The organism is Paractinoplanes rhizophilus, from assembly GCF_042664765.1.
Taxonomy (GTDB): domain Bacteria; phylum Actinomycetota; class Actinomycetes; order Mycobacteriales; family Micromonosporaceae; genus Actinoplanes; species Actinoplanes rhizophilus.
In genome coordinates this window covers 30,171-52,818 of sequence record NZ_JBHTBJ010000046.1, presented here as the reverse complement: position 1 = coordinate 52,818, position 22,648 = coordinate 30,171, and the positions used below count along the sequence as shown (strand labels likewise).

Below are 22,648 nucleotides of genomic sequence, written 5' to 3'. Positions count from 1 at the left end.
CTCCAAATCGACGTGCACATGGCCTCCATGGTCATCGTTGCTCAGCAACGTCGATCATGGAGACCCTCACCCGTCACCCCGCAGCCACCCCCATCCACGCAGGTAACCCCGGTCATCACTCGTCTAGGGCTGGCTGCCGTGCCTGCTCAGACAGCACGGTGGAGCAGGTGTCTACGGTGAAGGCATAGCTGGTGTGATCGAGTGTTTCCTGCATTGTCTTCAGCTCGACGTGCGCGGCCAGGGGTGAGCCTGGCCGACGCCGGTGCAGCGCAGCGATGGTGGTCTGGTCGAGGGCGATGGTGCGCTGCCCGGCGATGGCCTTCGACTCATCCAGATACGGCCGGCCGTGGGCATGGGCGATGTTGTGATTGACCGTCAGCAGCAACTGGCGCATGCCCTACCTGAGTCTTGGGCAGTTCCAAGCCCTTCAGAATCCGCTTGGGTTTGGCGATGGGCCGAACGTTTGCCGACATGGTCGCGCATGCAGCCGTGAGTCCGGCGTTGTCCTCGGCGGTTCCACCCTCGCTGGATGACGGGCCAGGATGGCTCATTTGCTCCGGCCGGCCCTCTGTGCCTGCGCGATTCGCGTAGAGACTCGAACCGAAAAGGTGAATCATTTGGTCAGTGCCGTACTTCAGGCTGCTACCGCAAATAGTGCCGATGTGGACCCGTTCGACCGGTCGGCAACGGAAAAGTGTCGTACGCCCTTGCTAGGCTCTCAGCGCTCAACGTAAGGGTCGCGACGCTGACAGTGACGACGTGGGTCCAGGTCAAGGCCGACAAGTCCGTCGACTGGGGCTCTACGTGCTCAAGATGACGATCGGGAGGTGGAGGTGCCTCTGCTTATTGCCGTGCCGTCCCGCCAAGGCGGTAGATGGCCTTGACTGATCGTGCCTTGGTCACAACCGAGATCTTCGTGCGCCACCCGATGCTCGGCATTGGCAAGCTTCACCGGAGCACGGGCGTCGTGCGGTTCTTCGGCGGGCCGACGACCGAGGAGATCGCTGTGCCTGCCGATGGCACGACATTCGTGCCGGTTCAGTTGGAGAGGCACCAGCGCGTGTGGTGCCGTCGCGACGGTTTGTGGCGCGCTGGGTTCGTTGATTCGCTCGACACGAGCGACGCACGGTACATGGTGGATTTTCCGAACGGATGTACTGAATACGTCGCCGTTAGCCAGATGTACGTGCTGCGGTCACGGTCAGTCAGCGATCCCGTGGATCTGCTGAAGGCCGGCACCGTGGAAACCCGGTACTGGCATCGCCGCAGGTCGACGTTCGTGGGCGATGTCCTGCGTCAGCGTGTCGCTGCTCAGGGGCTGGCGGGTATTTGGTCCTCCGGCGTTGATATCCATGCCCATCAGGTCGGAGCTGCCCGTCGCATCCTGGCCGATCCGGTGAGGCGATACCTCCTCGCCGACGAGGTCGGACTAGGGAAGACAGTGGAGGCGGGCATGGTCCTGCGCCAACTCCTGCTCGACTGTAGCGGTGAGGCGCTTGTGTTGGCTCCCGATGGCCTGACCGAGCAGTGGAAGGCCGAGCTTCGGTCGAAGTTCCGGGTGGATCAGCTTCCCGGAAGAGTGCTTGTCCACCCTCACTCCCACATTGCGACGCTTGCCCCGGTCAGCCGGATGGCCGTCATCGTGGACGAGGCTCATCGACTCACCGCGGCTGCCCCAGGCGGCGACGACGCGGCCTATCGGCAACTCTGCGCCGTGAGCCATGCCGCGTCCAGCCTGTTACTGCTGTCAGCGACGCCCGTACGGTCGAACGAAGACGGCTTCCTGCGGATGCTCCACCTTCTTGATCCGTCGACGTACCCCCTCGACGGCCTCGCACAGTTCCGGCATCGAGTCGACATCCGCGACGATCTCGGGGAGGCGCTCGCGGCGCTCGGCGATGACGCGCCAGTAATGTTTCTCGCCGAGCCGATCGCCGCGCTGCGCAGGCTGCTGCCGGACGAGAAGTGGCTCCAGACCGAACTCGACCTACTGGATCAGCTCATAGCCGATCGTCTTACCGACCAGGTGCGCAGCCGCTGCCGGCGGGTACGCATGCAACTCGCGGAGACGCACCGCATCCACCGCCGCATGATCCGTACCCGCCGGAGCGCCTCCCTCGCACGGCTGTTTCCCGTCCGCGGCCGTACGGTCGGACCTGACTGGTTGCTCACGGATCCCGACGAACGGCGGCCCGAGGTGTTCACGTTGATCGAGGATCTTCGAAACGAACTCGCCGCACTCCCAGAGCCGGACGCCGAGGCAGTCTTTCGCACAGTCCTGGGTCGCGCGATGGCCCCCGTGATCGCTCTGGCCGATCTCGCAGCGGCATTGCGGGAGGAACCTGGGCACGACCTTGACGATGGGGAACGGACCGCTTTACAGGCATTATCGGGCACCGCCTTGGGCCGCTCCGCTGCAGCGCAGATCGAGGCAATCCTCGCGCATCACACGGCGGCCGATCGTTTTACCGCGATGATCGAGTGGGCGTGGCTTGGCATCGGCAGCCGTCGGACGGCTGTGGCGTGCTCGTTCCCGGCGACCGCTGCCGCCGCAGCGGACCGCCTGGAGGCCCAGTTCGGCGCCGGCCGCGTCGTGCGCCTGTTGTCCACCATGAGCGTCGCGGAAAGGTCGGCCGCGACACGCCGGTTCGTTGCGGGCCCGTTCCGGGGAGTGCTCGTCATGGACCGCGGCAGCGAGGAAGGCATCAACCTGCAGGTCGTCGACGAGGTCCTGCACTTGGATCTCCCGGTGAGCGTCGCCCGCATCGAGCAGCGCCTAGGCCGATTCGATCGGTGGGCTCAGCCGGGACGTTCGGCAAGGGCACCGGTGCGATCTGCGGCGTTCCGCGAGCAGACCGCGGTCCTGGACGCCAACCTCGGAGGATGGCGCCTAGCCCTGGACGAAGGGCTGAGCCTGTTCGGAGAGTCCACCGCGACCCTGCAATATGTGGTACCCGAGGTCGAAAGGGACTTTCTTGCCCTCGCCATTGATCAAGGCCTCGCTGAGGCCGGTAAGCGCACGGGTGCCCGGCGAGACGAGCTAGACAGGCAGCGACGCCGGATCGAAGGACAAGACCTCCTCGACGCGATCGAGGACCGCACCGAAGACACGGAGTTCGCCGAGGCCATGAGAAGGGCCGACATGGCTGACCGTGCTTTCGCGGCGTTCCGCGGCTACGCGGTTCAAATGCTTGGCTTCACCGAGGACATCGGCGACACCGCAACCCGCTTCGGTATCAGCTCCAAGCACCCGCCACGCCTTACCGAGTCGGATGTGACGAGCATCGGCCCCGATAACCTGCGCCGGCGCTACGCACACCGGCGGGCGGCCGCCACGAACGGCGTCGGTCTGCTGCGCTGGGGTGAACCGCTCATGGATCGGTTCGCAGACCTGGCGCGGAAGGACGATCGAGGGCGAGTCTTCGCGATCGAGGTCTGCCAGCCGAACCGCGAACCGAGATCCGTGCTCGTCGTATTCATGTTTCGGGTCGTCGTCGCGGCCGACTCCGAGCCGGTGGACCAGTTGCGTACTGCCGACCCCGCAGCGGCGAGGGCTGCAACTGTTCGGCTTGGGCAGTTGTTCCCGCCTCTCGCCGAGACGGTGTGGTGGCGTCCCGACCATGGTGAGCCACCCGAACAGGTTTGCCGGACACTCGACCTGATCGAGGGGGTGAACTTGGGCAGCCGGCCCGAACGATTCGACGAACTCGTCCGTCTCCTGCACTGGCCCGATCTGTGTGAACAAGCTACCCGCGAGGCCCTTCGCCTGGCAGCCAATCGCCCCGGCGTTCTGCACCACACGACAGCCGCGGCCTCGGCGACAGAAGCCCTACGCACGAAGGAGGAAGCCGTAGTCCAGGCCAGGCTCCGCGTCGGCGCGGACACCGCCAGCGATCCTCGTGTGCTCGAAGCAGTCGCCGCCGCGGTCGCAGCACCGCAATTGGCGATCGACTCGTGCGGGGTCGTCTTCCTGACCGGGCCCGACGCGTGAGCACGCCAAGCATCACGCTCGACGACCTGCGTGCCCGCGACCGGCGACTCGACCGGCGACTGGCAACCTACGGGTCACCGGCCGACCTCGCCGTAATGATCCGTACCGGTCTAGTCGCGGCCGACTATGCGGCGCTGACCCTGACCGGAACGCCCCTGGAGGACTGGGACCCGGCGGTCTGGGCTGGCCACGGACTCATGCAGTCCGGGACGACGGTGCGGCCGACAGCATGGAAGCCCACCTGGCTCGATCACTACGACACCGTCGCACCCGACGAGGCCCCAAGCCGTCGCTCAATGCGACGCTTTGACGCCGACGTGCCCGCTGATCCATTTTATCAACAGACAATGAAGCACGCCGGTGCCAAGACCGTGGGACAGCGCGACGCGGTACGGGCAGCCGCCCTTGCCGGCTCCGGTGACACTGTCATCTGCATCCTTCCGACCGGATCGGGTAAGAGCGACGTCGTTCTTACCCGGGCACTACGAAACCGTCCGCGCCAAACCGTGATTGTCGTGCCGACAGTGTCACTAGCCCTGGATCTTGAGCGCCGAGTGCGGAAACTGGTGGGCGACGACCGAGCCCAGTTCGCCTACTTCGGGGCGGCTGATCAGTCCACCAAGCACGACATTCGCGCCGGGATCGCATCAGGGTCGCAGTGGTTGACGATCGCCGCACCCGAAGCGGCGTGCACGACTCTGGCCGCGCCGCTAATCGAGGCCGCCTCGAGCGGCTCACTCGATCTCATCGTGGTGGATGAGGCCCACATCGTCGCCGAATGGGGCGACGCCTTCCGACCGGCGTTTCAAACATTCGCCGGCCTACGCCAGAGGCTGCTTGAGACAGCGCCCGTGGGCCGGCAACCGGCCACCGTTCTGCTCACCGGGACACTGGACACCTACGGCCTCACGACCCTGACACGCTTGTTCCCCGGACGGCAACGCCTCCTCATCTGCGGCCAAGCGACCCGACCGGAACCCGCATGGTGGGCGGCGCAGTGCGCCGACGAGTCCGACAAACGCAACAGACTGGTCGAGGCGTTACGCCACCTGCCTCGACCTGCCCTGGTGTACACAACGCTGCACATGTCGGAGCGATCGACCAACACCAGAACCGCGCTGAAATGGCTGACACACGCCGGATTTACAGCCGTTACCGAGATCGCCGGCAATCCCCAGCCCAGCACCCGGCAGGCTGCGGTCCGCGGTCTGCGACTGGAGGGCCGACCAGACAAGGATCTGGACATCGTGGTAGCGACCTCAGCTTTCGGGCTCGGCATCGACATCGACGATGTTCGCAGCGTCGTGCATCTGTGTGTGCCAGAATCCGTCGACCGGCTATACCAGGAGGTGGGACGTTCCGGCCGCGACGGACGCGCAGCCGCGTCCTTGGTCCTGTGGACCACCGCCGATATGGCCGTGGCGACCGAAATGGCCCGTGAGCGGCTTATCGGACCCGATCTAGCGTGGTCGCGATGGCAAGGCATGCGCCAGGGGCGGTGGTCAGGTGACGACCTCACCGTCGACTTGCGCGCCGACCACGCGAACGTCAAATACCCGGCGAGCGATACCAACATCTACTGGAACGTGCAGACGCTGGCAGCCATGGACCGGGCCGGCATGATCCAGCGCCAGTGGCCGCTGCCGGCCGCGGTACCCGCCGATGCAGGCGACGACGAGGTGGAGGCGTTCTTCGACACGCAACGGACGGCGGCCGTTGTGAAGGTTCAGCACAGTGACCTCGACGATTTTGACACGTTCCGGACGCGGTTCACCGCCAGCCAGCGGGCAACCCGCGACGCGGCGAACGCCGGCCTCACCGCCGCGACCGGTCTGATCAACGGAGTCGACGAGTGCACGAACCGGTACCTCGCCCGTCACTACCGTCTCGGCGACGACCAGGGAAACCAGTTCCCGGTGTCGGTGGCGTGCGGTGGCTGTCCGCACTGCCGTCGTACCGGGACGCCACCAACGCCGGTTCCGACATACCCGACCCTCTGGGCAGGTCAACTGCGGACGGAGGCGATCGACGACCTGCGCCACCTTGCCACCGACGGCAGGATGAGCGTTCAGATAAACACGCCTAACGACGAGGCATTGCAGACCCTGGTGGATCGCCTACTGCGCCGCGGCATCACCATCGTCGCCACCGCGACCTCCGAGGCCAGGCAGTGGCGAACACGGGCTACGGGACCGTGGTGGCGCGACGACATCCACGTCTGGGCTGGACAACTGGACACACCGTGGCGGGTGCCCACCTTGCTGGTTATCGACTCATCGGTCGATGACGCGGTGCTGATGCGGGCCTTGTCACGCTTGGCAAAGCAACCCCTCGGCGTCGTGCTGACGGCCCCGGACCGCCGCGACCCCGTGAATCCGAAACAGTTCCTCCACGAGGCGTGGACGCCCAGCTATGAGATCGAAGACGTGTTGAGGAAGATCTGACATGCCGCTGCTCAATCCGCCCGACATCCTACCTGAGGCCATGCGCTACCTCGCGCGAACTGTCATCGCGCACCGGGGAAACCGCTGCCCTAAGGCGGAACTGCTGGCCCTAGTGGCTCCCGAAGGACTTGTCGAGACGATGAGGCCACTGGACCGTGATAAGGACGACGACCCTGACGCCGACAACACCGCGGAGAGCGGCAGGATCATCGCCGACAGATCCCTAGCGGCATTGATCTCACTTGGGTTCCTCGCACAGCATGACGCCGAGGTCGCAGCGAGCGAAACAGCTTTGAACCTGTGGCGCAGCGCCGACGCAATTACCCCGACGTCGTTCAGTCATGCCCTCCGATCGCAGATCTGGCGCGTCGCCGCATCAAATCGGGATAGCGTCGCCGCCCAGGTGGAAGACCTCGTCCAAGCGATGGGGGTCCTGTTCGCCGCCCGCGAACCACTACGTCCGTTCGAGTTTGAAACGGGCCAGGGTCGCCACTTCGCCGAGGCGCAGGCCAGCGAGTTCGGCCCCCTCAAGAAGAACTGGCCGGTGACCAACTCAACCCAGTTCCTGCCGTTGTGCCGATGGGCGCCCTACCTCGGCCTCGCCCAGCCACTCAGCCCTCGGTCACTCGTCGCCGACGCCAGCCAGGCACTGCGGCACGACCTGGCCCAACTGCCGGCCCAGCGATTCCGAGCGGCCGATTTTGTCGCGCGCTGCGCCGAAGTCCTACCGATTAGTGACGGCGGTCCCTGGTCACGTTGGAAAAGCGATGACGGTCAGGAGCTCTCGCCAGGCCTGTCGGTGTCGTTACGACAATTGGAAGCAGACGGCCATCTAGCCTTTCCTCCGGCGGAGAGCGACACCGATGCCCTCACCGTGGCGTTGGGTCAAAACGCAGAGTCCATCCGGATCTCTCACATCGATTGGCATCCGCAAGGATCAGCAAAGGAGCGGCCGTGACGGCGACGCCGATTCCCCCCTGTTGGTCCAACGCCGAGATCCAGGTGGCTGCCCAAGTCGACGCCGGCGGTCTCGAGTTCGGAGATCCCGCCGCCGACGCAGTGTTCAGCGCCGTCCACCAAACGGTTCCACTAGCCCGGGTGGCGAAGGGAGGTGCCCGGGAACCTGTCACCGAAGCGGAAGTTCTCGCAGATCTATGCCAACCGTTGGTCTCGAACGAGCCATTGATCCGGTTCATCACAGGAATCGCCGGACGGGGGAAGAGCCACTTCGTCCGCTGGCTGCGCGTGCACACGCCGCCACGCAACGACTGGCACATCGTCTACATCGAAAAGCGGAACACTTCGCTGCGGCGCATCATCGAACAGGTGATCGACGGCATCGACGCACCGTCGGCGACATCTCTGCGGGCGAGCCTGGCGCGGGCCGCGTCCCGCGTGACGACCGTGCCTGAGGCGATGCTCGCCCTGCTCAATCACCTGCACCGGCTGGTCGAATTCGACGACACCCCCATCATCCAAAACCTCTCCGGTTCCGACCTCGCCGAGATTCGGGCACGCGTCGCGCGGCTCATCGGCGACTACACGTTCAAGCAACAGCTTTCGCGGTCGGGCGGCCCGATCGAGCGCATCGCGAAACTCGCCAAAGACGGCCACGAACCCGGCAGGGACGTTAACGCTGAAGATCTGCACCTTACCGAAGCTGATCTCAAGGTCGACCCCGAGGAGTTTCTCGACGCCGGCACGGACATACAGCGTAGGGTCCGCGATCTCACTATGAACCGCAGCTTCCGCGCCGCGGCGGCGGCGATCCTGGACTACTACCTCCCACGAGCCGCCGCTGACGTGTTCACCGGCAGTTCCACCGATCTTTTGCAGGTCTTCGAAGACGTTCGCGGCGAATTGGCCCGCCGCAACCAACAACTGGTTCTGTTCGTCGAAGACTTGGTCCTGCTCCACGGCATCGACGCGCAACTCGCCCAAGCCTTGACAATTCCGGCACGCCACGACCTATGCCGGATCAGAGCTGTCATCGCTGTCACCACCGGTTACCTCGATGACCGCTATGCCACCTTCGCTGAGCGCGGTGTGCACTACACGATGGACGTCGATCTTGCCGCGGTTGACGTGGGCGACCTTCGATCGTTCGTAGGTAGGTACCTCAACGCCGGTAGGGTCGGCCGCGAGGAACTTGCGGCGGCGGCGAGCACCGGGGCGCCGACGCCGAACAAATGCACCGACTGCGTGTACCGCGACCGATGTCACCCTGTATTCGGGGTGACACGGGAGGGATATGGACTGTTCCCCTTCAACTCGGCCGCAGTTGACCACCTCGTTGCCTTGGCCAGCCCGCGAAGTTTCGACCCTAGAAACATTCTCCGCATGGTGATCCGGGAGCCCCTCGCCATCGCCGAAGCTGAGCTTTCGACGCCGGGACGGTTTCCGTCGGCGCGATTTGGTGCCAGCCTCACACCCACCCGCATGTCCGTACCCGTCGAGTTGCGCGACACGATCGCCCGGCAGTCCAACAGCGCGCAAGCCGAGATCAGCCTCCGCGCCTTCTATGCGGCGAACCCGCCGGCCGCCGACGACGGACTGCTGCCGATCGCCGCGGTCTTCGGCGTTGCATTGACCGAGTTGGCCGCGGACGACGACAGCGACATCCAACCCATCGCGGAGCCGGCACCGAAGGGACCAGCTCCGGCGTCAGAGATCGACAAATGGGTTGCCGGCAGTCGACTGGCCGGCAGTACAACTCAGAAGATCCGCCGGTGGATTCTCGACGCACTCGCCGCCCGCCTCCTCACTGGTCCCCACGGATTGAGCGTCAAGCGATCCGCCAGCAACATTCTGATCGGACAGCTGACCATCAGACCGGCCAACGTCGTGATCGAAAATGCCGCTGGCGGTGGCAGCGCACCACCGGACAATTTCACGATCGAGTTTCGGAGCAACGACCGCGACGGCGTCCTCTTGAAGGGCATATTTGCAGCTGTCTCCGGCGACCCTGTAGGCCCGAACGGGGGCCGCTGGTTCTTCGAAATGCAGCACCGGCTGGCCCGACTCGAAGCCGAGGTCGTCAAGGCAGCCAAGCACGACGCGAAGGCTGACATCACAGCCGCGCTCGCCATCCTGGGCGTACTGAGCTCGGTTGACGGCCGACAGGCTGACTCGCCGGCGAGTGCCCTGGCCATCATGATCCGGCCAAAGCGCCCCGTCGGTCTGAACCCGAAAATACTGGGGTTCCTGTCGGCGGTCGAACTGTACCGACTCAAAGCGCTCACCGTGGTCCGGGACAGCCTCACCCAGCGCAAGGGCACCGGCGCCACCTCAATCTTCGACGCGGGCGCCGTCCTCGCATCCCTTCTACCCAGTGTTCGGGGAGCTGAGTTGGGTGCAGACCTCCGCGACTACGCGAGCGATCGCCTGGCCCTGGCCGGCTTCCATGACAAGCAGGCCAAGGCGGCTCAAGACATGTGGGCACCAGTCCGCGATCTGGTCGGGAAGATCAACGGCTATGTCAGCGAGGACGAGGACGAGGACCTACCGGCCACCGCAAAGATCATGGACGACTTTGTGACGCAGGCGCACCGTGCGTCCGCGCTGACCCGCCAAGACGGCAAAGAAGCTTACGACCGGCTACGCCCAGACGGCGAGCGGCTCAGCACCCTTCGAACTCTCACGCGAGCGGTCCAATCCCCACCAACGCCAAGCGCAGTCTGGGAACTAACGTCCGACCCCATCCCCATGCTCACAGAGATGCTTCAGTATTGGCACCTGTGTGATCGGTTGTTGCAATCCCTCCGCGATCCGGTGGATGGGGCTGCAGGAGCAACGGACACCTACAACCGGGCCAGGCTCCAGACCGCATTGAGGGATCTTGCGAACACGCTGGAAGGATTGACCAAGGGATGACCGAGCCGCTCAACGACCCGGCTAAGCTGGTCCCCCGCTCGCTCGCAGGTCGCGCCACTCAGGCCCTGTTGGCGCTGGCCGACCAAGCTGATCGGAAGAAGACCGAGGTAGAACGAAACGCGATTTCTATAGCGTGCAACCGGGCCGAGGCCCTGACGGTACGGCTCACCAAGTGCAGCGACATCGACGCCGAACTTGTCGCCCGTGGAGTCGCTCACACTCGGCCGGCAATACCGACCCATGTGACCAGATCTATCACAAACCTTCGCAGAGTAGCGACCCAGGCGACCGACCCCAGTCAGGACCTGACCGAAAGGCTGCGCACCGGGGCGGTGCAGGACTCCCTCAGTTCCGCCGAAACCATCGCCAAGAATTTCGAGCAATCCCTGCAAAAGGCCGGCAACGCCGAACAGAAACACCTCCGACCCGACGGTATAGATCAGCCAATCGCCACCATGCCAGGTAGCGAGTCACTACAGGTACGCATATCACGGATCCAGGCAGCATGGTCGCACCCATTCACCGGTCCGATCGAGCAGCTTCCGGCGGCTGTCGACGGCTGGCGGCAACACGCGTCAGACTGGGAAGACATCCAACACGAGCTCACCCGGCGCCTGGCAAGCCTGCCGCCCGAGATCAAGACGTTCATCGAGGCGGCAGCCAGCGATGCTGGCGCACCGTGGTCCCTCGTTACCGCAACCGTACGCGAGTGGCTGGACACGGACGGACGCGGAGATGGATATGGGGTTCGCAAGTGGTAAGTGATCCCACCACGACCCTGCTCCATGTGCTCGACACCCTAGAGGACATCGAGGCACGCCACCTGGTCTGGGGTCTGACGGAAGAGAGCTGGACGCAGGATCAGCTGATCCAGACCATCGGCGCAGCAGCGCCTGCCTACGATCCTCATGACATCCTCGAACAACTCCTGCAACACAACCTGGTATTCGAACTGGACCGGCGATGGCCCAAGGAATACCGCACGCGCATGGCCGAAACCATGCGGCTAATGGCGCACCTACGCCAACTCTTCCCCGGCCGTCCCTGGCAGGCCGCCCCCAGCTTGGTCGCCGACTTCCGCTTCCGACACGAACCTCGGCGATTCCCTCGGCGAAACCTCGAAACCGACGTTGTCACTGCGCGGCTGACTGGCGCCCAGCTTTCCAGCGCTCAGGTCGAAACCGCCCGGCTGATCCTCGACGGGCCGGCCGACGCAAACGGCCAGTACGACCGTCGAAAATTGTCCGAATTCCAACTCCAATCCACCACCGATGTATTCGCTGCGATGGCTAAGCGCGACCACGGCGTAATCGTCAGCGCCGGCACCGGAAGCGGCAAGACGCTCGCCTTCTACCTGCCCGCACTGACCCATCTCGCGACCCGGCCAACATCCACGCATGGCGTCGGAGTCGTCGCGATCTACCCACGCAACGAACTCCTCAAAGACCAACTCGCCTCAGCGCTTGACGAGACTCGCCGCCTGCGGGAGGCAGGCGGTCGGCAAATCCGAATTGGCGCCTACTTCGGCAACAGCCCGAACGGGAATTCACAAGGAGCACCAAAAGGAGCACCCAACGGGGCATGGCGTCGAGCGGCGAGCGGCTGGATCTGCCCGTTCCTCACCTGCCCCACGAGGGTCGGGGACGACCGTTGCGGAGGTGACCTGGTATGGCTGTTCTCGGACTACGATCTTCCGCGAGCGCGACGCCAGGAGCGACTGACCTGCACAAGCTGCGGCGGTGTGGTCGCCGACGACGAGCTAGCCCTGACGCGCGCCACCATGCGAAATCGCCCACCCGACCTGCTGTTCACCACGACCGAGATGCTCAACCGCTCCCTCAGCGACGGCTGGAGCATGCATGTCTTCGGGGTTGGGCCGAAGGCTCGAACCAAACCCGCGCTGGTCTTGCTCGATGAGGTACACACCTACGACGGTACAAATGGCGCACAAGTCGCATACCTCCTCAGGCGATGGCGGCATCTGCTCAGCAGGCCGACCACATGGGTCGGCTTGAGCGCTACGCTGGCCAACGCTGATCGCTTCTTTGAACAGCTGTGCGGCCTAGCGGACGGCACAGTGGTGACGGTCGAACCGGACCAAGGTGACCTGGAGCTGCGCGGACGCGAGTATCAAGCGGTATTGCGGGGCGACCCGTCCCAGCAGACTGCCCTGCTGTCCACCACGATCCAAACACTCATGTTGTTGCGTCGCATCTTGGAGCTGCAACCGACTCCGCTGAGCGCCTACGGCAGGCGCGTGTTCGCGTTCTGCGACAAGCTCGACCTGGTCAATCGACTCTATCGACAGATGCAATCTGCCGAGGGGCTCACCGAATACGGCAACGCGCGGCGCGGCGCCGTCCCTCTAGCCGCGCTTCGCATGATGCAAACGGTGCAGGGCGCGGGGCCAGTAACCGACTGGGACCGACGTGACATGGACGGCCAGCACTGGTGGATGTCCGAGCTACTCGGCTTCGGCCCTCGGAGCCTGACGATCGGCCGAACGTCGTCGCAGGATACCGGCGTCCGTGCGGGCGCGGACATCGTCGTGACCACGTCCTCGCTCGAGGTCGGGTTCGACGATCCCGCCGTCGGCGCGGTCCTGCAACACAAGGCCCCACGTGACGTCGCCTCATTCCTGCAAAGGCGAGGACGGGCCGGTCGTACCCAAACGCAACGGCCATGGACCGTCGTAGTGCTGTCAGATTTCGGGCGCGACCGCACTGCCTACCAGGACTACGAAACGTTGCTCGCTCCCGATCTGCCAGCAAAGCGCCTGCCCATGGGCAATCAGTCCGTGCGCAAGATGCAAGCGGCCATGTGCATGATCGACTGGGTAGCCTACAAGTTTGGCGTGGCGGCCCGAGGAACCAATGACCGTAACACCCGCATCGTGTTCACTCAGCCGGATGCCACGGCCTCGGTCCTTCGCGACGAGGTGGGAAAGTTACTTACTCGGGTTATGAACGGCGGACCCGACCGCCAAGATCTAATGACCTTCGTCGGGGCCTCACTGCAGTTGAGCCGGGATGAACTCGAAGCGGTGTGCTGGGAGCAACCCCGGTCACTATTACTCGACGCGGTACCCACTGCTCGGCGCCGGCTGGTGAGCCGTTGGGCCGCATACGTCGACGGCGAATCAATTGCTGAGCGCGAAGAGTGGGTGAACGATTCACCCCTACCGGAGTTCATCCCCAAAGCGTTGTTCAGCGACCTGTGTCTGCCTGAAGTAGCGATCAGCGCGCCGCCCGGCTACGACCAGGCGGCTAACGAGTCGATCGCTGTCCAGATGGCCCTGAATGAACTAGCGCCTGGCAAAGTGACCATGCGGTGGGCCGTTGAGCGAGGTCGCGGGCTTTGGATCAACCCAGCGGACGACGGAGCCCCAGTTGCGCTGGAAGAGGGACTCGCCCACGAAGGTGTTGTCATCGGCGAGGTGGCCGGCGATAGCGGGCCAATTCCACTGGTGCGCCCCCTGATCACCGCACCACAAGTTCCGCCACCTGAGGTGCAGCCATCGTCAATTGGCCGACTGAACTGGCACGTGCGCTGGCGACAACCGAACGACGGCCTCACGCTCGTCCGCCCGCGGTCCGGCCCACTTGTCGGCAACGTCGTCGCCGTGCAGGCGTATCTCCACACCGCCCGTGGCGCTCTTCAGTCCTGGCGTTACGCGAGGCACACATCGGCCAACGTGGCACGGCGAGGCGGAGTCCGCCAGCAACTGAACAACAGCTTCACGTGGCACGGTCAACCGGCAGCCGTCGGCTACGACGCTACCGTCGATGCCCAGATTGTCACCATGACCGTGCCACAGACGCTGCCATCGTTCGAACTTCACCGTTCACCGCAACGGCTCCGGCAACTCCGACGAGACTTCTTCGTCGACCAACTCCGAGAGCGGCTGCATGCCCTCGCAGTCGATCGCTTCCTTGCCCGAAACCTCGCCGAGTCGATCGTCGCTGCTGCCGCCGCGGCCGTACGCGACAACACCGCCCCGGCTCACTTATCGGCATTGCCGTCCACCCAGTGGCGACAACTAGTCACTGACCTGCTCCGCGACGGCGTCATCGGACTAGATGACGACTCCGACGACGACACCGATTCAACGGATCATGGCCTAGGCCCTCGCCAGCAACAACTCCTCGATGCGTTGACCGATGGGCCTATCGCCCAGGCTATCGCCGATACCGTCGGCCTCCTGACAGCGGAACCGGACGACGATTGGCTTCCCTGGCTGCGAACCCGCTTCGTGCAGACCATGGCCGCCGCCTGGCAAGCCGCCGCCCAGGAACTCTGTCCTGACTTCGACGCCGACCTCGACACCGTCATCGACGTTGACCCGATCGGTGACGGCCCCACCGCCACCTTTGTGCTCAGCGACGCCATGATCGGGGGTGGCGGCATGATCGAAGCCTTCAGTTCCCGCATCAGCGACGACCCGCGGCAGTTCGACTACCTCGTGGTCGCAGCCCTTCAGCCATCTGATCTAGAGGACGTCGACCGGTCACTGCGCCACACGTTGACATTGCTCACCACGGAACCCGAGGTCGACGATGCCGCGCAGAGATTCCGCACCGCCACACATCAACGGCTCCACGCTTGGCAGGACCTGGTCGCAGCCCTTACGAACCACGGCGTGAGCCCAGCCCACGTCACCGTTACCACCTTGGCCAGCCGCGTATTCCGAGCGAAGTCCGGGCCAGAATCTGACAATCTCATCCGAGAATGCCTCAAGGCATGGAACGACATCGAGGTCCGCGCAGGCTTCGCGATCGATCACCGCAGCATCTGTATGGCCCTTGCGGTCGACCCCAACATCGTGGCTACGCTCATCAAAGCGATTCCTGAAGGCACGGGCGAAAGTGAGAAGTGGGCGCAATCTGTACTGCAAGGACTGTTGTGGCCAACCGCCGAGGCCCGCCGCGCGCAATCACTCGTAGCATCGAACCGCTTCGTCACCGAAGCCCCGCTGACTGAACGGACCCTCGTGCTTGATGCACTTCCCGACCCAATCGACGAGGTCGACGTCGACGATGCCGACTGGGTCCGCCGACTCACCGAACACATCGCGGCATCAGGACGCTGCCAACTGGTTTCCGGCAGCGACGACCGCACCCGCCTCAAACACGCCCTCCAGCACCTAGTCACTCATCCGGTCGACATGGGCTGGCTGCACGTGCACCCGCACGTCGAAGCCGCCATACGCCGCGACGGCACGTTGGCCGTGGACGTGTCACTGGAAGAAGCACCGCAATGAGCACCCGTCACATCCACCGACTCGCGGCTCGTCCGCACCGGCTGATCAGCGAAGCCCTGCAAGGCTTGCTGGTCAGTGAACTCTTAGCACCAGGACGCCGGCTGTTGATCGCCTCACCGTGGATCACGGACGTACCGCTGCTGGACAACCGAGGCGGCCGTTTCAACGTCCTGGACAACATGTGGGGCGCCCGAGTCATCCGACTGTCGGCGATCCTGCGGACCCTTCTCGCCCAGCAGACCAGCGTCTACTTCCATTGTGGCCCTGGCCCAGCCGAGACGGCCTTCGTGAAGCGCCTTAGCGACGTGGCGCGACGGGACGGCAGCGAAGCTCAGTTCCATCCGCGGCAATCGGTACACGTACCGGGCACCGTGCTCGACCACGAGAAGGCGATCGGTGGCGACGACTGGATCATCCACGGATCCATGAATCTGACATACCGCGGAGTCGAGATGAATGGCGAGTTGGTGACCGTTTCAACGGACCCCGCGCATGTCGCAACCGTCACCACCGAACTGATGAGCCTGTTCGCATGAGCGAGCCCGTCGCCACGCTGACCGTACTACAACGGTGGCCATCTTTTCGCGACTCGTTCTTCGGACCGCCCAATTCCCTTCGCCCAGGCAGCGGAGTAGCCGCGCTTGACGAGTTCGTGGCGACCGCCGACGCCCTCATCGCCGAGGACCCTCCGAAGCCAGTGGTGCTACCGGCCCGCATCGATGGAAGCACCCACTACTTCGCCCTAGCGTTCACCTCGGATCAGTCCCGAACCCTCCGAGAACTGCTGCAGTCGCACGTCGGCCGAACCTGGACCGACTTCGACGGCCGAAGCCTGGCTAGCAGCAACGGCATTGACCCACTGGAGCAGGCCGCCGTCGCCTTCACAGGCGACAGCCGTTACGTCTATCGCTTCCGCGTCGGCAGCCAAGCAGCAGCCCTCAACTCGGTGCGCGAATCGGTGCAGACGCTGCTGGCATCGTTAAGGTCAGCACCACAGCGGCAGGCGCGCATTTCCCTACCCATCGGACGCCTCATCGGCGACCTGACCGATGCCTGCGCCGCGCGTGCGGAACACGCCGCTCAAGCCGCCTATGAGGTCCTAGCCGCAGACCATCGGCTGTCGCAAGCAAATCGACTCTTCCTGCAGATTCAACTGCTCGCCGCGTTCGACCGCTGGGACGAACTTGAGCAGCATCCCGAACTGGACACTCTGCTGCGGCTTCCCCGCCCGATCCTGGCCTCCGACGCACTCGCACGTCTCGCAACGTCCAAGTTGACGGACCGGCCGGATCTTGCCACGTTCGCCCCGATCGCCACGCGCTTCAACGGCCTCATCGACTCGGTGTCCGCGATCCGTTCGGTTGCCGGCGCACGCTATTACACGTTGTGGGCGCTCACCGGCGACGAGTCGCCCGATCAACTGCGGGAACGGCTCGCCGAGGCTGGCTGGACCAGCGATCCTGGCATCGCAGCGCTACTCCACACCGCAACGAGTAACCCCGGCCCCGCGGTGGAAGAGACCACTGAAACCGCCGACGACCTGCGGAAACGCGCCAGGCAGGCCATCGAGGCGGGACGCTTCGATGCCGCAATCGACCTGCTGACCCTTCTTCCGACCGACCGCGCAGACCTCCCGGCCATCGTGGAGGCGACCACCCATACCTTCACCGCGAAGGCCATTACACTCCTCGAAAGGCACCGAGCCGAGTACGGCGAGGACGCCATCCGCGGTGCGCTCGGCTCCTGGCGATCAGAGCGCCCGCTGGAGTCTGCCCCGCTGCCCGACCGGCTGGCCCAACTGTTCTCAGATTCGACCAGCCCGCAACAGTTGGAGTACCTGCGGGCGTCCGTCGAACGCAATGGCGTCGCCGAGCTGCGGGTGCCCGGGGGCACCGACGCCGTATGCCGGGCGATCCTGCAGGCAATGGACGGCGTCGGGCCCGCACGGCTATCCCCGGGGATCGATGTATGCATCGATCTGGTCCGCGACCTCAAGACCAGTGACGCCCCGATCGGCGACGTTCGTAGCCTCAGCCACCGAGTCCTCGAACTCTGGGCCTACCACGACAGCAGCGGCGACCGGCATCGCGCCGGTCGGATCGTGCATCTCGTCGGTGATCTGGTCGAGTTCGGCCTCAGCGTGCAGGCATACGAGGAGGTCGTCGAACTTGTCCGGGCCGGCTGGGACCCGTTTCTCACCAACGCCGATCTGCCGACAGGACTGGATCTGCTCGAACAGTTACTCGCTCACCGCCCCGAGGCCGCCTGCAACCTCAATACCTTCGCCGTTCCGATGCTGTCGCGCATTGGTCCGCACAATGCCGCCAGGGTACCGCCGGCTGCGCTCGCCGTGGCGGTTGACATGTCCCCGTCGTTCGACCTTGCCCTCGACGTCCCAGCACCGTTGCCAGCAGTTCACGATCAGGAATCGTCCGTACGTCCCGGCACCCGGGTTGCCCTGTACTCGCTGCAGGAGCAAGCCCTCGACCGTACCGCACGGATTCTCCGGGAACGCCACCCGGGCCTTGACGTGGTCATCTGCGCCGATCACGTGGCAACCGATGCGCTGCGTGCTGCCGCACGTTCTGCGGACGTGTTCATCGTGATGGACCGAGCCGCAGCCCATGCCGCGACCAACGCGCTCAAGGCGGAGCGAGCTGGGAGGCCCATCCGGTACGCGGCGGGCAAGGGTTCGACGTCCATGATCGAAGCTGCCGAGACGTGGTTCCGCGACCAGCACGGAGTCGGCGGCGCGCCCGCCGCCGACTCCGTGTGACTGGCCTGTTGGCGTATCGCCGTGTCAGCGACTGCGACGTGGCGATGGCACCGCACGAACGCTACGCCGGTACCGGGTACGCAGGTATTCCGACAGCCGGTGAATGTCGCGCGGCGTGTTCTGCACGTCGTTCCATACACGCTCGCCGTCGTCGAACTTCCAGGTGCCCTCTGTCCAGTGACAGTCATCGGCGATTGCCTTCAGATCGGCGGCGAACTCTGACATCGACAGAACCTCGTCGTTGCCACCCCGCTCGTGGGAGATGGCATCCATCAGATACCCCATCGCGATGATGCCCGCGCCGTGCATCAGCCGGGACCGGCGCGGTGGCTTCCCCCACGCGTCGGGGAACACCTCGGCAACGGCTCCCCAGAAGTTGTCCAAGATAGCGATCATGCAGCCGTAGTTCGGGCCACCGCGTACGCCACGGTAGGGGTATAGAGCGCCGTCGCTGAGGCTGTTCTCCAGCATGCGCAACATCGAGTTGTCTTTGATCAGACCCTTGGGGTTGGTCGGCGTCTGGATCATTCCCCGCAGCGGTCCCTTGGTGGCGAAATTCAGCCGCTCGACGAGGGTTGCCGGCACCTGCCGCACCATGAGCGGCACGGGCAGCGCCCCGGCAGCGGTCGGCAGTAATTCGTGAATGAGGCCCTTGGGAAGCGCCTTGGTTGAGTTGACCAGGATGAACTGGGATCGCTGGTCGGCGTGGGTATCGGCGATGAACGCGGTCACGCAGATCGGGAATTGATCCAGCTTGGCGTCGCGGATCGCCGCGCTGCGCTGCTGGCCATCCACGATGAATCCCGGCTTGTCGGGATCGTCGTCGCCGACGAGCGGAATGCTGAGGGTTCCGGAGCGGACGAACTCGGGCCGATCGTCGGTTGCCTTGTCCGGCCGGAATTGGACCCGGTCGTCGAACGCGATCACGATGGCATTGGGCAGCAGCGGATTGGGGTCGGTGTCCAGGTAGCGGCGGATCGCCGCGACATGCGCCACGCTTTCCGGACGCTGGTAACCGTGCAGTTGGGTGTCGTCACCGCGACGGAGACGGGCCACGGCCGCAATCGTGTCAACGTGTTTGCCGTCAATGGCGAAGGTATAGATGCGCCGGTTCGGCCCTTGGGTGATCTCGAGCGCGGGGAGTCGCAACTCGTGACGCCGGATCCTCCTTGCCGAGTTGGTCTCTGCCCGCGTCACGATCGGTCCTCTTCTACTTGGGCGCGTAAGCGCTGTCGGAAAACATATAGGTTGTGGAATCCGCGGCGTTTGTTCCGCTCGGTGCCGCGGAAGATGATGATGTCGATGCCGAGTTCCCGACACAGCGGGCACGGGCAGTTGCGCCAAGGGCGGTCGGCGAGGGTACGACGATAGGCCGTGCCCCGATCCGTGGTGTCGGATAGTCGGCTGTACTCCTGCAGCGCGTCCCACGCCTCGTCGAGAGTGGCTTCGCCTGCGTCGTACTTGCGAAGCAGGCTCAGAGCCGCCCTTTCGAGTTTGAGCGCCTGTTTTTGGTCGATCTCGCCGGCCATGATTTGTTTGCGGAGCCCCACGTTGCCGTCGACCTGCTTGACCCGCAGCGCCGTGTATGCGCCGTCGGGCGTGTGATAGTTGTTGCGCGCATCCTTATACGACTGCTGGAACGCCGAGGTGCTGTCGAGGCTGGTCACGCCCAGCCGGGCGAAGGTTCGTATCTCCTCGCAGCGGCTGATCCCGAGTAGGTGTAATTGCGTCTCGGAGTCCCGTACCTCATTGACAGCTTGCAGGCAACCGATGATGTCTTTCGTCTTGTAGGGGACCATGCCGCCGATCGCGATCCGGCGGTAGCCGATCTTCTGTAACTCGGCGACTGACACCGCGTATGAGGCAGGGTTCCATCCTTGGGCGACGCCCATCGGAGTAAATCGGACCTGGCCGTCCTTCGTGGCCTTCCAGAAGTCATTGGCCAACGTGAGCGTGATGTCTTGACGGTCCTGCCAGCTCTTCAACTCGTCGTCGCTCTCGTGGACTTGGGCGCCGAGCGGGTTCTTGTTGAAAATGACGTGGTCGACGGAGATGCCGTAGTCGAATTCGCAGCCGTCGTAGAAGTCGATGACATCGTCTACGTCATAGGGGGGTTCCGGGTTTTTCCAGTAGGAGAATGCGCCGCAGTCACCCATGATTTCCAACAGTCCATCGGCATGATCGAGGCGGAAGAATCGGCGCGCGTGCTCGCGATACAGGCGGTGACGTTGCGACGAACTGTATTTGCCGGAGGTGCCGTCGGAGTAGCCGTCCACGATCGACTTCGATACCAGCAGTCCGTCGAACGGCGGCGGATCGAAGACCTCGTGTGCGTACAGGTCGTCGCGCTGGCGTACACGTAAGGGCTCTCGCTCCTCGGTGTCAAAGTTGAATCCGGGGTCGATTTGGTCTTGGCTGTCCGGGAAGAAGAACCTCATCGAATTGTTACCCTTGCTGTTAGATAGATGCGGATGAGGTAATTCGACAGTTTCTGGATGTGCCCGTTAGTGTTCTCGACGGCATCCCAGCGCAGCCGGCTTTCTTCCCAGGTGCCGGAGGTCCACCGGCAGTGTGGTGCTACTAGGTCCAGGTGCTTGCGAATCTCGGCGGCAGCGTCGGGTTGGTGAAGGTCAATGCTTCCCAGCACCCGATCCATCAGGCGTCCCATGGCTCGGATACCGGCACCGTGCATGAGTCTGCTGGTCTCAGCCGATTTCCCCCAGGCGTCGGGAAACGCCTCGCGGACAGCGGACCAGTAGACGCAAAGAGCGTGATGGATGCCGTCGATGTCGGTGTCGCCGGTCGTCAGGTTCCGGTACGGGTAGAGACATCCGCCGGGCTGGGTGTAGCTCTCCTGGAGCATTCGCACGATGCTGTTGTCGGCGATTACCGCTCGGTCGGCGTCACTCCTGGAGGTCGAGGCCCGCCTGATCATGCGGTGGAACGGTGAAGCAGGATCGTTGTTGAGGCGCTCACATAGGAACGACGGGGCCCTACGGACACTCAGGTGCGTCGGCAGTGGGCTGTCGACCTCAGGGAGCAGTTCTGTAACCAGGCTGCGCGGCAGCGGCTTGGTGTTGTTGACCCGCAGAAACTGATCGCGCTGCAGGCTGACCGAGTCGGCGACGAACGCGGTGATCGGGACCGGCAGGTTCGTGCGGGCGGCGCGGGACAACGCCAAGGCGCGCTGCTGGCCGTCGACGATCCAGCCTGGTTTGGGGCCGCCGAGCAAGGGGCGGGGGAGTTTGAGCGTGCCGCCGGTGGCGAGTCCGTCGGTGACGTTGGGGCCCCGGCTGGCGGTGAACTTCACCGTCGACGACAACGCCATGATGATCGCGTTCGGGAAGATCACCGAGTCGCTGTCGAGGTATTCAACGATGTCGTGCACATGGCTCTTCACCTCGGGGCGTTGGTACCCGAGGAGGGTTCCGGCTTCATCACGGCTGACTCGGGAGACGTCCGCGACCTGCAGCACCTCGGCGGCAGTCAGCGTGAACAGGTACAGCGGGTGGCCGTCGGCCTGGATGAGCTCGAGCGCACGCCGTACCAACTCGGTCTCGGCGCCGGTAGTCACGGCCGTCGCCCTTGTGGACACTCGCGGCAGACTGCTCGGTGGAGACGCCCGAATCGACCTTGCTCGCAGGAGCGGCCTGTGTCCCTTAGCCGACGCAATAGTTGGGTGGCACTGCCGTGTGGCTGCCTGTGAATGTAGGCGTTGACTTCGTCGTCCGACATTCGTCGTCCAGTCGGCCGTATGGATGGAGCCTCGGTCGGCTCTGCGGCGACAGCAGCTGCCCGCAGGTCCGAGCGTCCGTGACCGGCTCCGTGCGCGAGGAGATGCTGGGCTACTCGGACGTTCAGCGCCTGAAGGCTGCCGCCGACTGTGTGCCGTAGGCGCGCGGTGACCGGCACCAACAAGTCGGCCAGGTCAGGCTGCACTCCGGGCGGTCCGATCACCGATAGCGCGTCGTGCCGAGCGGAGTTGGCCGCGGTGAGGATGTCGGCGGCGCAAGCACGCTGGTATGCCTCCGATAGCACCGCGATGATGGTCGCGTCGGGGACTTGGCGTACCAGATCGGTGAAGGTACGCGGCTGGTCAGGTGCGGGTCCGGCCCAGTCTCCGAGGCGGCGCCACCAATCGGTGACCTGGGCTGCTGTGGCTCCGACGGTATCGCGGCCTGCCGAGAAGGTCGCTCCGTAGGCGCAGATCGCTACCTCCGCCGGGATGAGCCCATAGCCGGCCGATGCCACCCACAGCACAACAGGAGGCGTGGCGGCGGCGATGCTCCGAACGACCTGCCAAT

At 64.5% G+C, this 22,648-nt stretch carries 12 protein-coding genes; 8 read left to right on the top strand and 4 right to left on the bottom strand.

Annotated features, from left to right (window positions below):
- Nucleotides 1-115 precede the first annotated feature (115 nt).
- A complete protein-coding gene (locus ACFQS1_RS35260; protein ID WP_378976390.1) occupies nt 116-394 on the bottom strand; it encodes a hypothetical protein in 279 nt (92 codons plus the stop codon).
- A gap of 480 nt (nt 395-874) precedes the next feature.
- Between ACFQS1_RS35260 and dpdE the strand changes: the two genes are divergently transcribed.
- From dpdE to dpdD, 8 genes are read left to right on the top strand one after another with little or no spacing between them, the layout of a single operon-like run.
- A complete protein-coding gene (dpdE, locus tag ACFQS1_RS35255; RefSeq protein ID WP_378976388.1) occupies nt 875-3,991 on the top strand; it encodes a protein DpdE in 3,117 nt (1,038 codons plus the stop codon).
- Nucleotides 3,988-6,435, top strand: coding sequence for a protein DpdF (dpdF, locus tag ACFQS1_RS35250; RefSeq protein WP_378976386.1), 2,448 nt, complete (start codon nt 3,988-3,990; stop codon nt 6,433-6,435). Before dpdE ends, dpdF begins: the two co-directional genes overlap by 4 nt.
- 1 nt (nt 6,436) lies before the next feature.
- Nucleotides 6,437-7,393: a protein DpdG gene (gene dpdG / locus ACFQS1_RS35245; RefSeq protein WP_378976384.1), complete on the top strand. Its 957-nt coding sequence runs from the start codon at nt 6,437-6,439 to the stop codon at nt 7,391-7,393.
- Complete coding sequence (locus tag ACFQS1_RS35240) at nt 7,390-10,308, top strand: hypothetical protein (protein ID WP_378976382.1); 2,919 nt, start codon at nt 7,390-7,392, stop codon at nt 10,306-10,308. Before dpdG ends, ACFQS1_RS35240 begins: the two co-directional genes overlap by 4 nt.
- Nucleotides 10,305-11,069, top strand: coding sequence for a hypothetical protein (locus ACFQS1_RS35235; protein WP_378976380.1), 765 nt, complete (start codon nt 10,305-10,307; stop codon nt 11,067-11,069). The genes ACFQS1_RS35240 and ACFQS1_RS35235 overlap by 4 nt, the downstream gene beginning before the upstream one ends.
- A gap of 26 nt (nt 11,070-11,095) precedes the next feature.
- Nucleotides 11,096-15,568 carry a protein DpdJ gene (dpdJ, locus tag ACFQS1_RS35230; protein WP_378976378.1) on the top strand — a complete coding sequence of 1,491 codons (4,473 nt, stop codon included), beginning with the start codon at nt 11,096-11,098 and terminating at the stop codon, nt 15,566-15,568.
- The gene (gene dpdK, locus ACFQS1_RS35225; RefSeq protein WP_378976376.1) at nt 15,565-16,104 is read left to right on the top strand and encodes a phospholipase D-like domain-containing protein DpdK; all 540 of its coding nucleotides are present in this window, start codon (nt 15,565-15,567) and stop codon (nt 16,102-16,104) included. The genes dpdJ and dpdK overlap by 4 nt, the downstream gene beginning before the upstream one ends.
- On the top strand, nt 16,101-18,344 hold the full coding sequence (dpdD, locus tag ACFQS1_RS35220) for a protein DpdD (protein ID WP_378976374.1): 2,244 nt from the start codon (nt 16,101-16,103) through the stop codon (nt 18,342-18,344). The genes dpdK and dpdD overlap by 4 nt, the downstream gene beginning before the upstream one ends.
- A gap of 24 nt (nt 18,345-18,368) precedes the next feature.
- On the opposite strand, the gene dbpB (ACFQS1_RS35215) is transcribed toward dpdD, so the two are convergent.
- The 3 genes from dbpB (ACFQS1_RS35215) to dbpB (ACFQS1_RS35205) are packed head-to-tail and all read right to left on the bottom strand — an operon-like array spanning nt 18,369 to nt 21,918.
- Nucleotides 18,369-19,541 (bottom strand): DGQHR domain-containing protein DpdB, encoded by a 1,173-nt coding sequence (dbpB, locus tag ACFQS1_RS35215; RefSeq protein ID WP_378976372.1) that lies wholly within the window; start codon nt 19,539-19,541, stop codon nt 18,369-18,371.
- Nucleotides 19,538-20,782 (bottom strand): tRNA-guanine transglycosylase DpdA, encoded by a 1,245-nt coding sequence (gene dpdA, locus ACFQS1_RS35210; RefSeq protein ID WP_378976370.1) that lies wholly within the window; start codon nt 20,780-20,782, stop codon nt 19,538-19,540. Before dpdA ends, dbpB (ACFQS1_RS35215) begins: the two co-directional genes overlap by 4 nt.
- The gene (dbpB, locus tag ACFQS1_RS35205; RefSeq protein ID WP_378976368.1) at nt 20,779-21,918 is read right to left on the bottom strand and encodes a DGQHR domain-containing protein DpdB; all 1,140 of its coding nucleotides are present in this window, start codon (nt 21,916-21,918) and stop codon (nt 20,779-20,781) included. Before dbpB (ACFQS1_RS35205) ends, dpdA begins: the two co-directional genes overlap by 4 nt.
- Nucleotides 21,919-22,648: the final 730 nt, after the last annotated feature.

Bases quoted from the DNA above. Each gene is read 5' to 3' on its own strand.
- ACFQS1_RS35260 (WP_378976390.1), bottom strand. From the start codon at position 394: ATGCGCCAGTTGCTGCTGACGGTCAATCACAACATCGCCCATGCCCAC.
- dpdE (WP_378976388.1), top strand. From the start codon at position 875: ATGGCCTTGACTGATCGTGCCTTGGTCACAACCGAGATCTTCGTGCGC.
- dpdG (WP_378976384.1), top strand. From the start codon at position 6,437: ATGCCGCTGCTCAATCCGCCCGACATCCTACCTGAGGCCATGCGCTAC.
- ACFQS1_RS35235 (WP_378976380.1), top strand. From the start codon at position 10,305: ATGACCGAGCCGCTCAACGACCCGGCTAAGCTGGTCCCCCGCTCGCTC.
- dpdK (WP_378976376.1), top strand. From the start codon at position 15,565: ATGAGCACCCGTCACATCCACCGACTCGCGGCTCGTCCGCACCGGCTG.
- dpdD (WP_378976374.1), top strand. From the start codon at position 16,101: ATGAGCGAGCCCGTCGCCACGCTGACCGTACTACAACGGTGGCCATCT.
- dpdA (WP_378976370.1), bottom strand. From the start codon at position 20,782: ATGAGGTTCTTCTTCCCGGACAGCCAAGACCAAATCGACCCCGGATTC.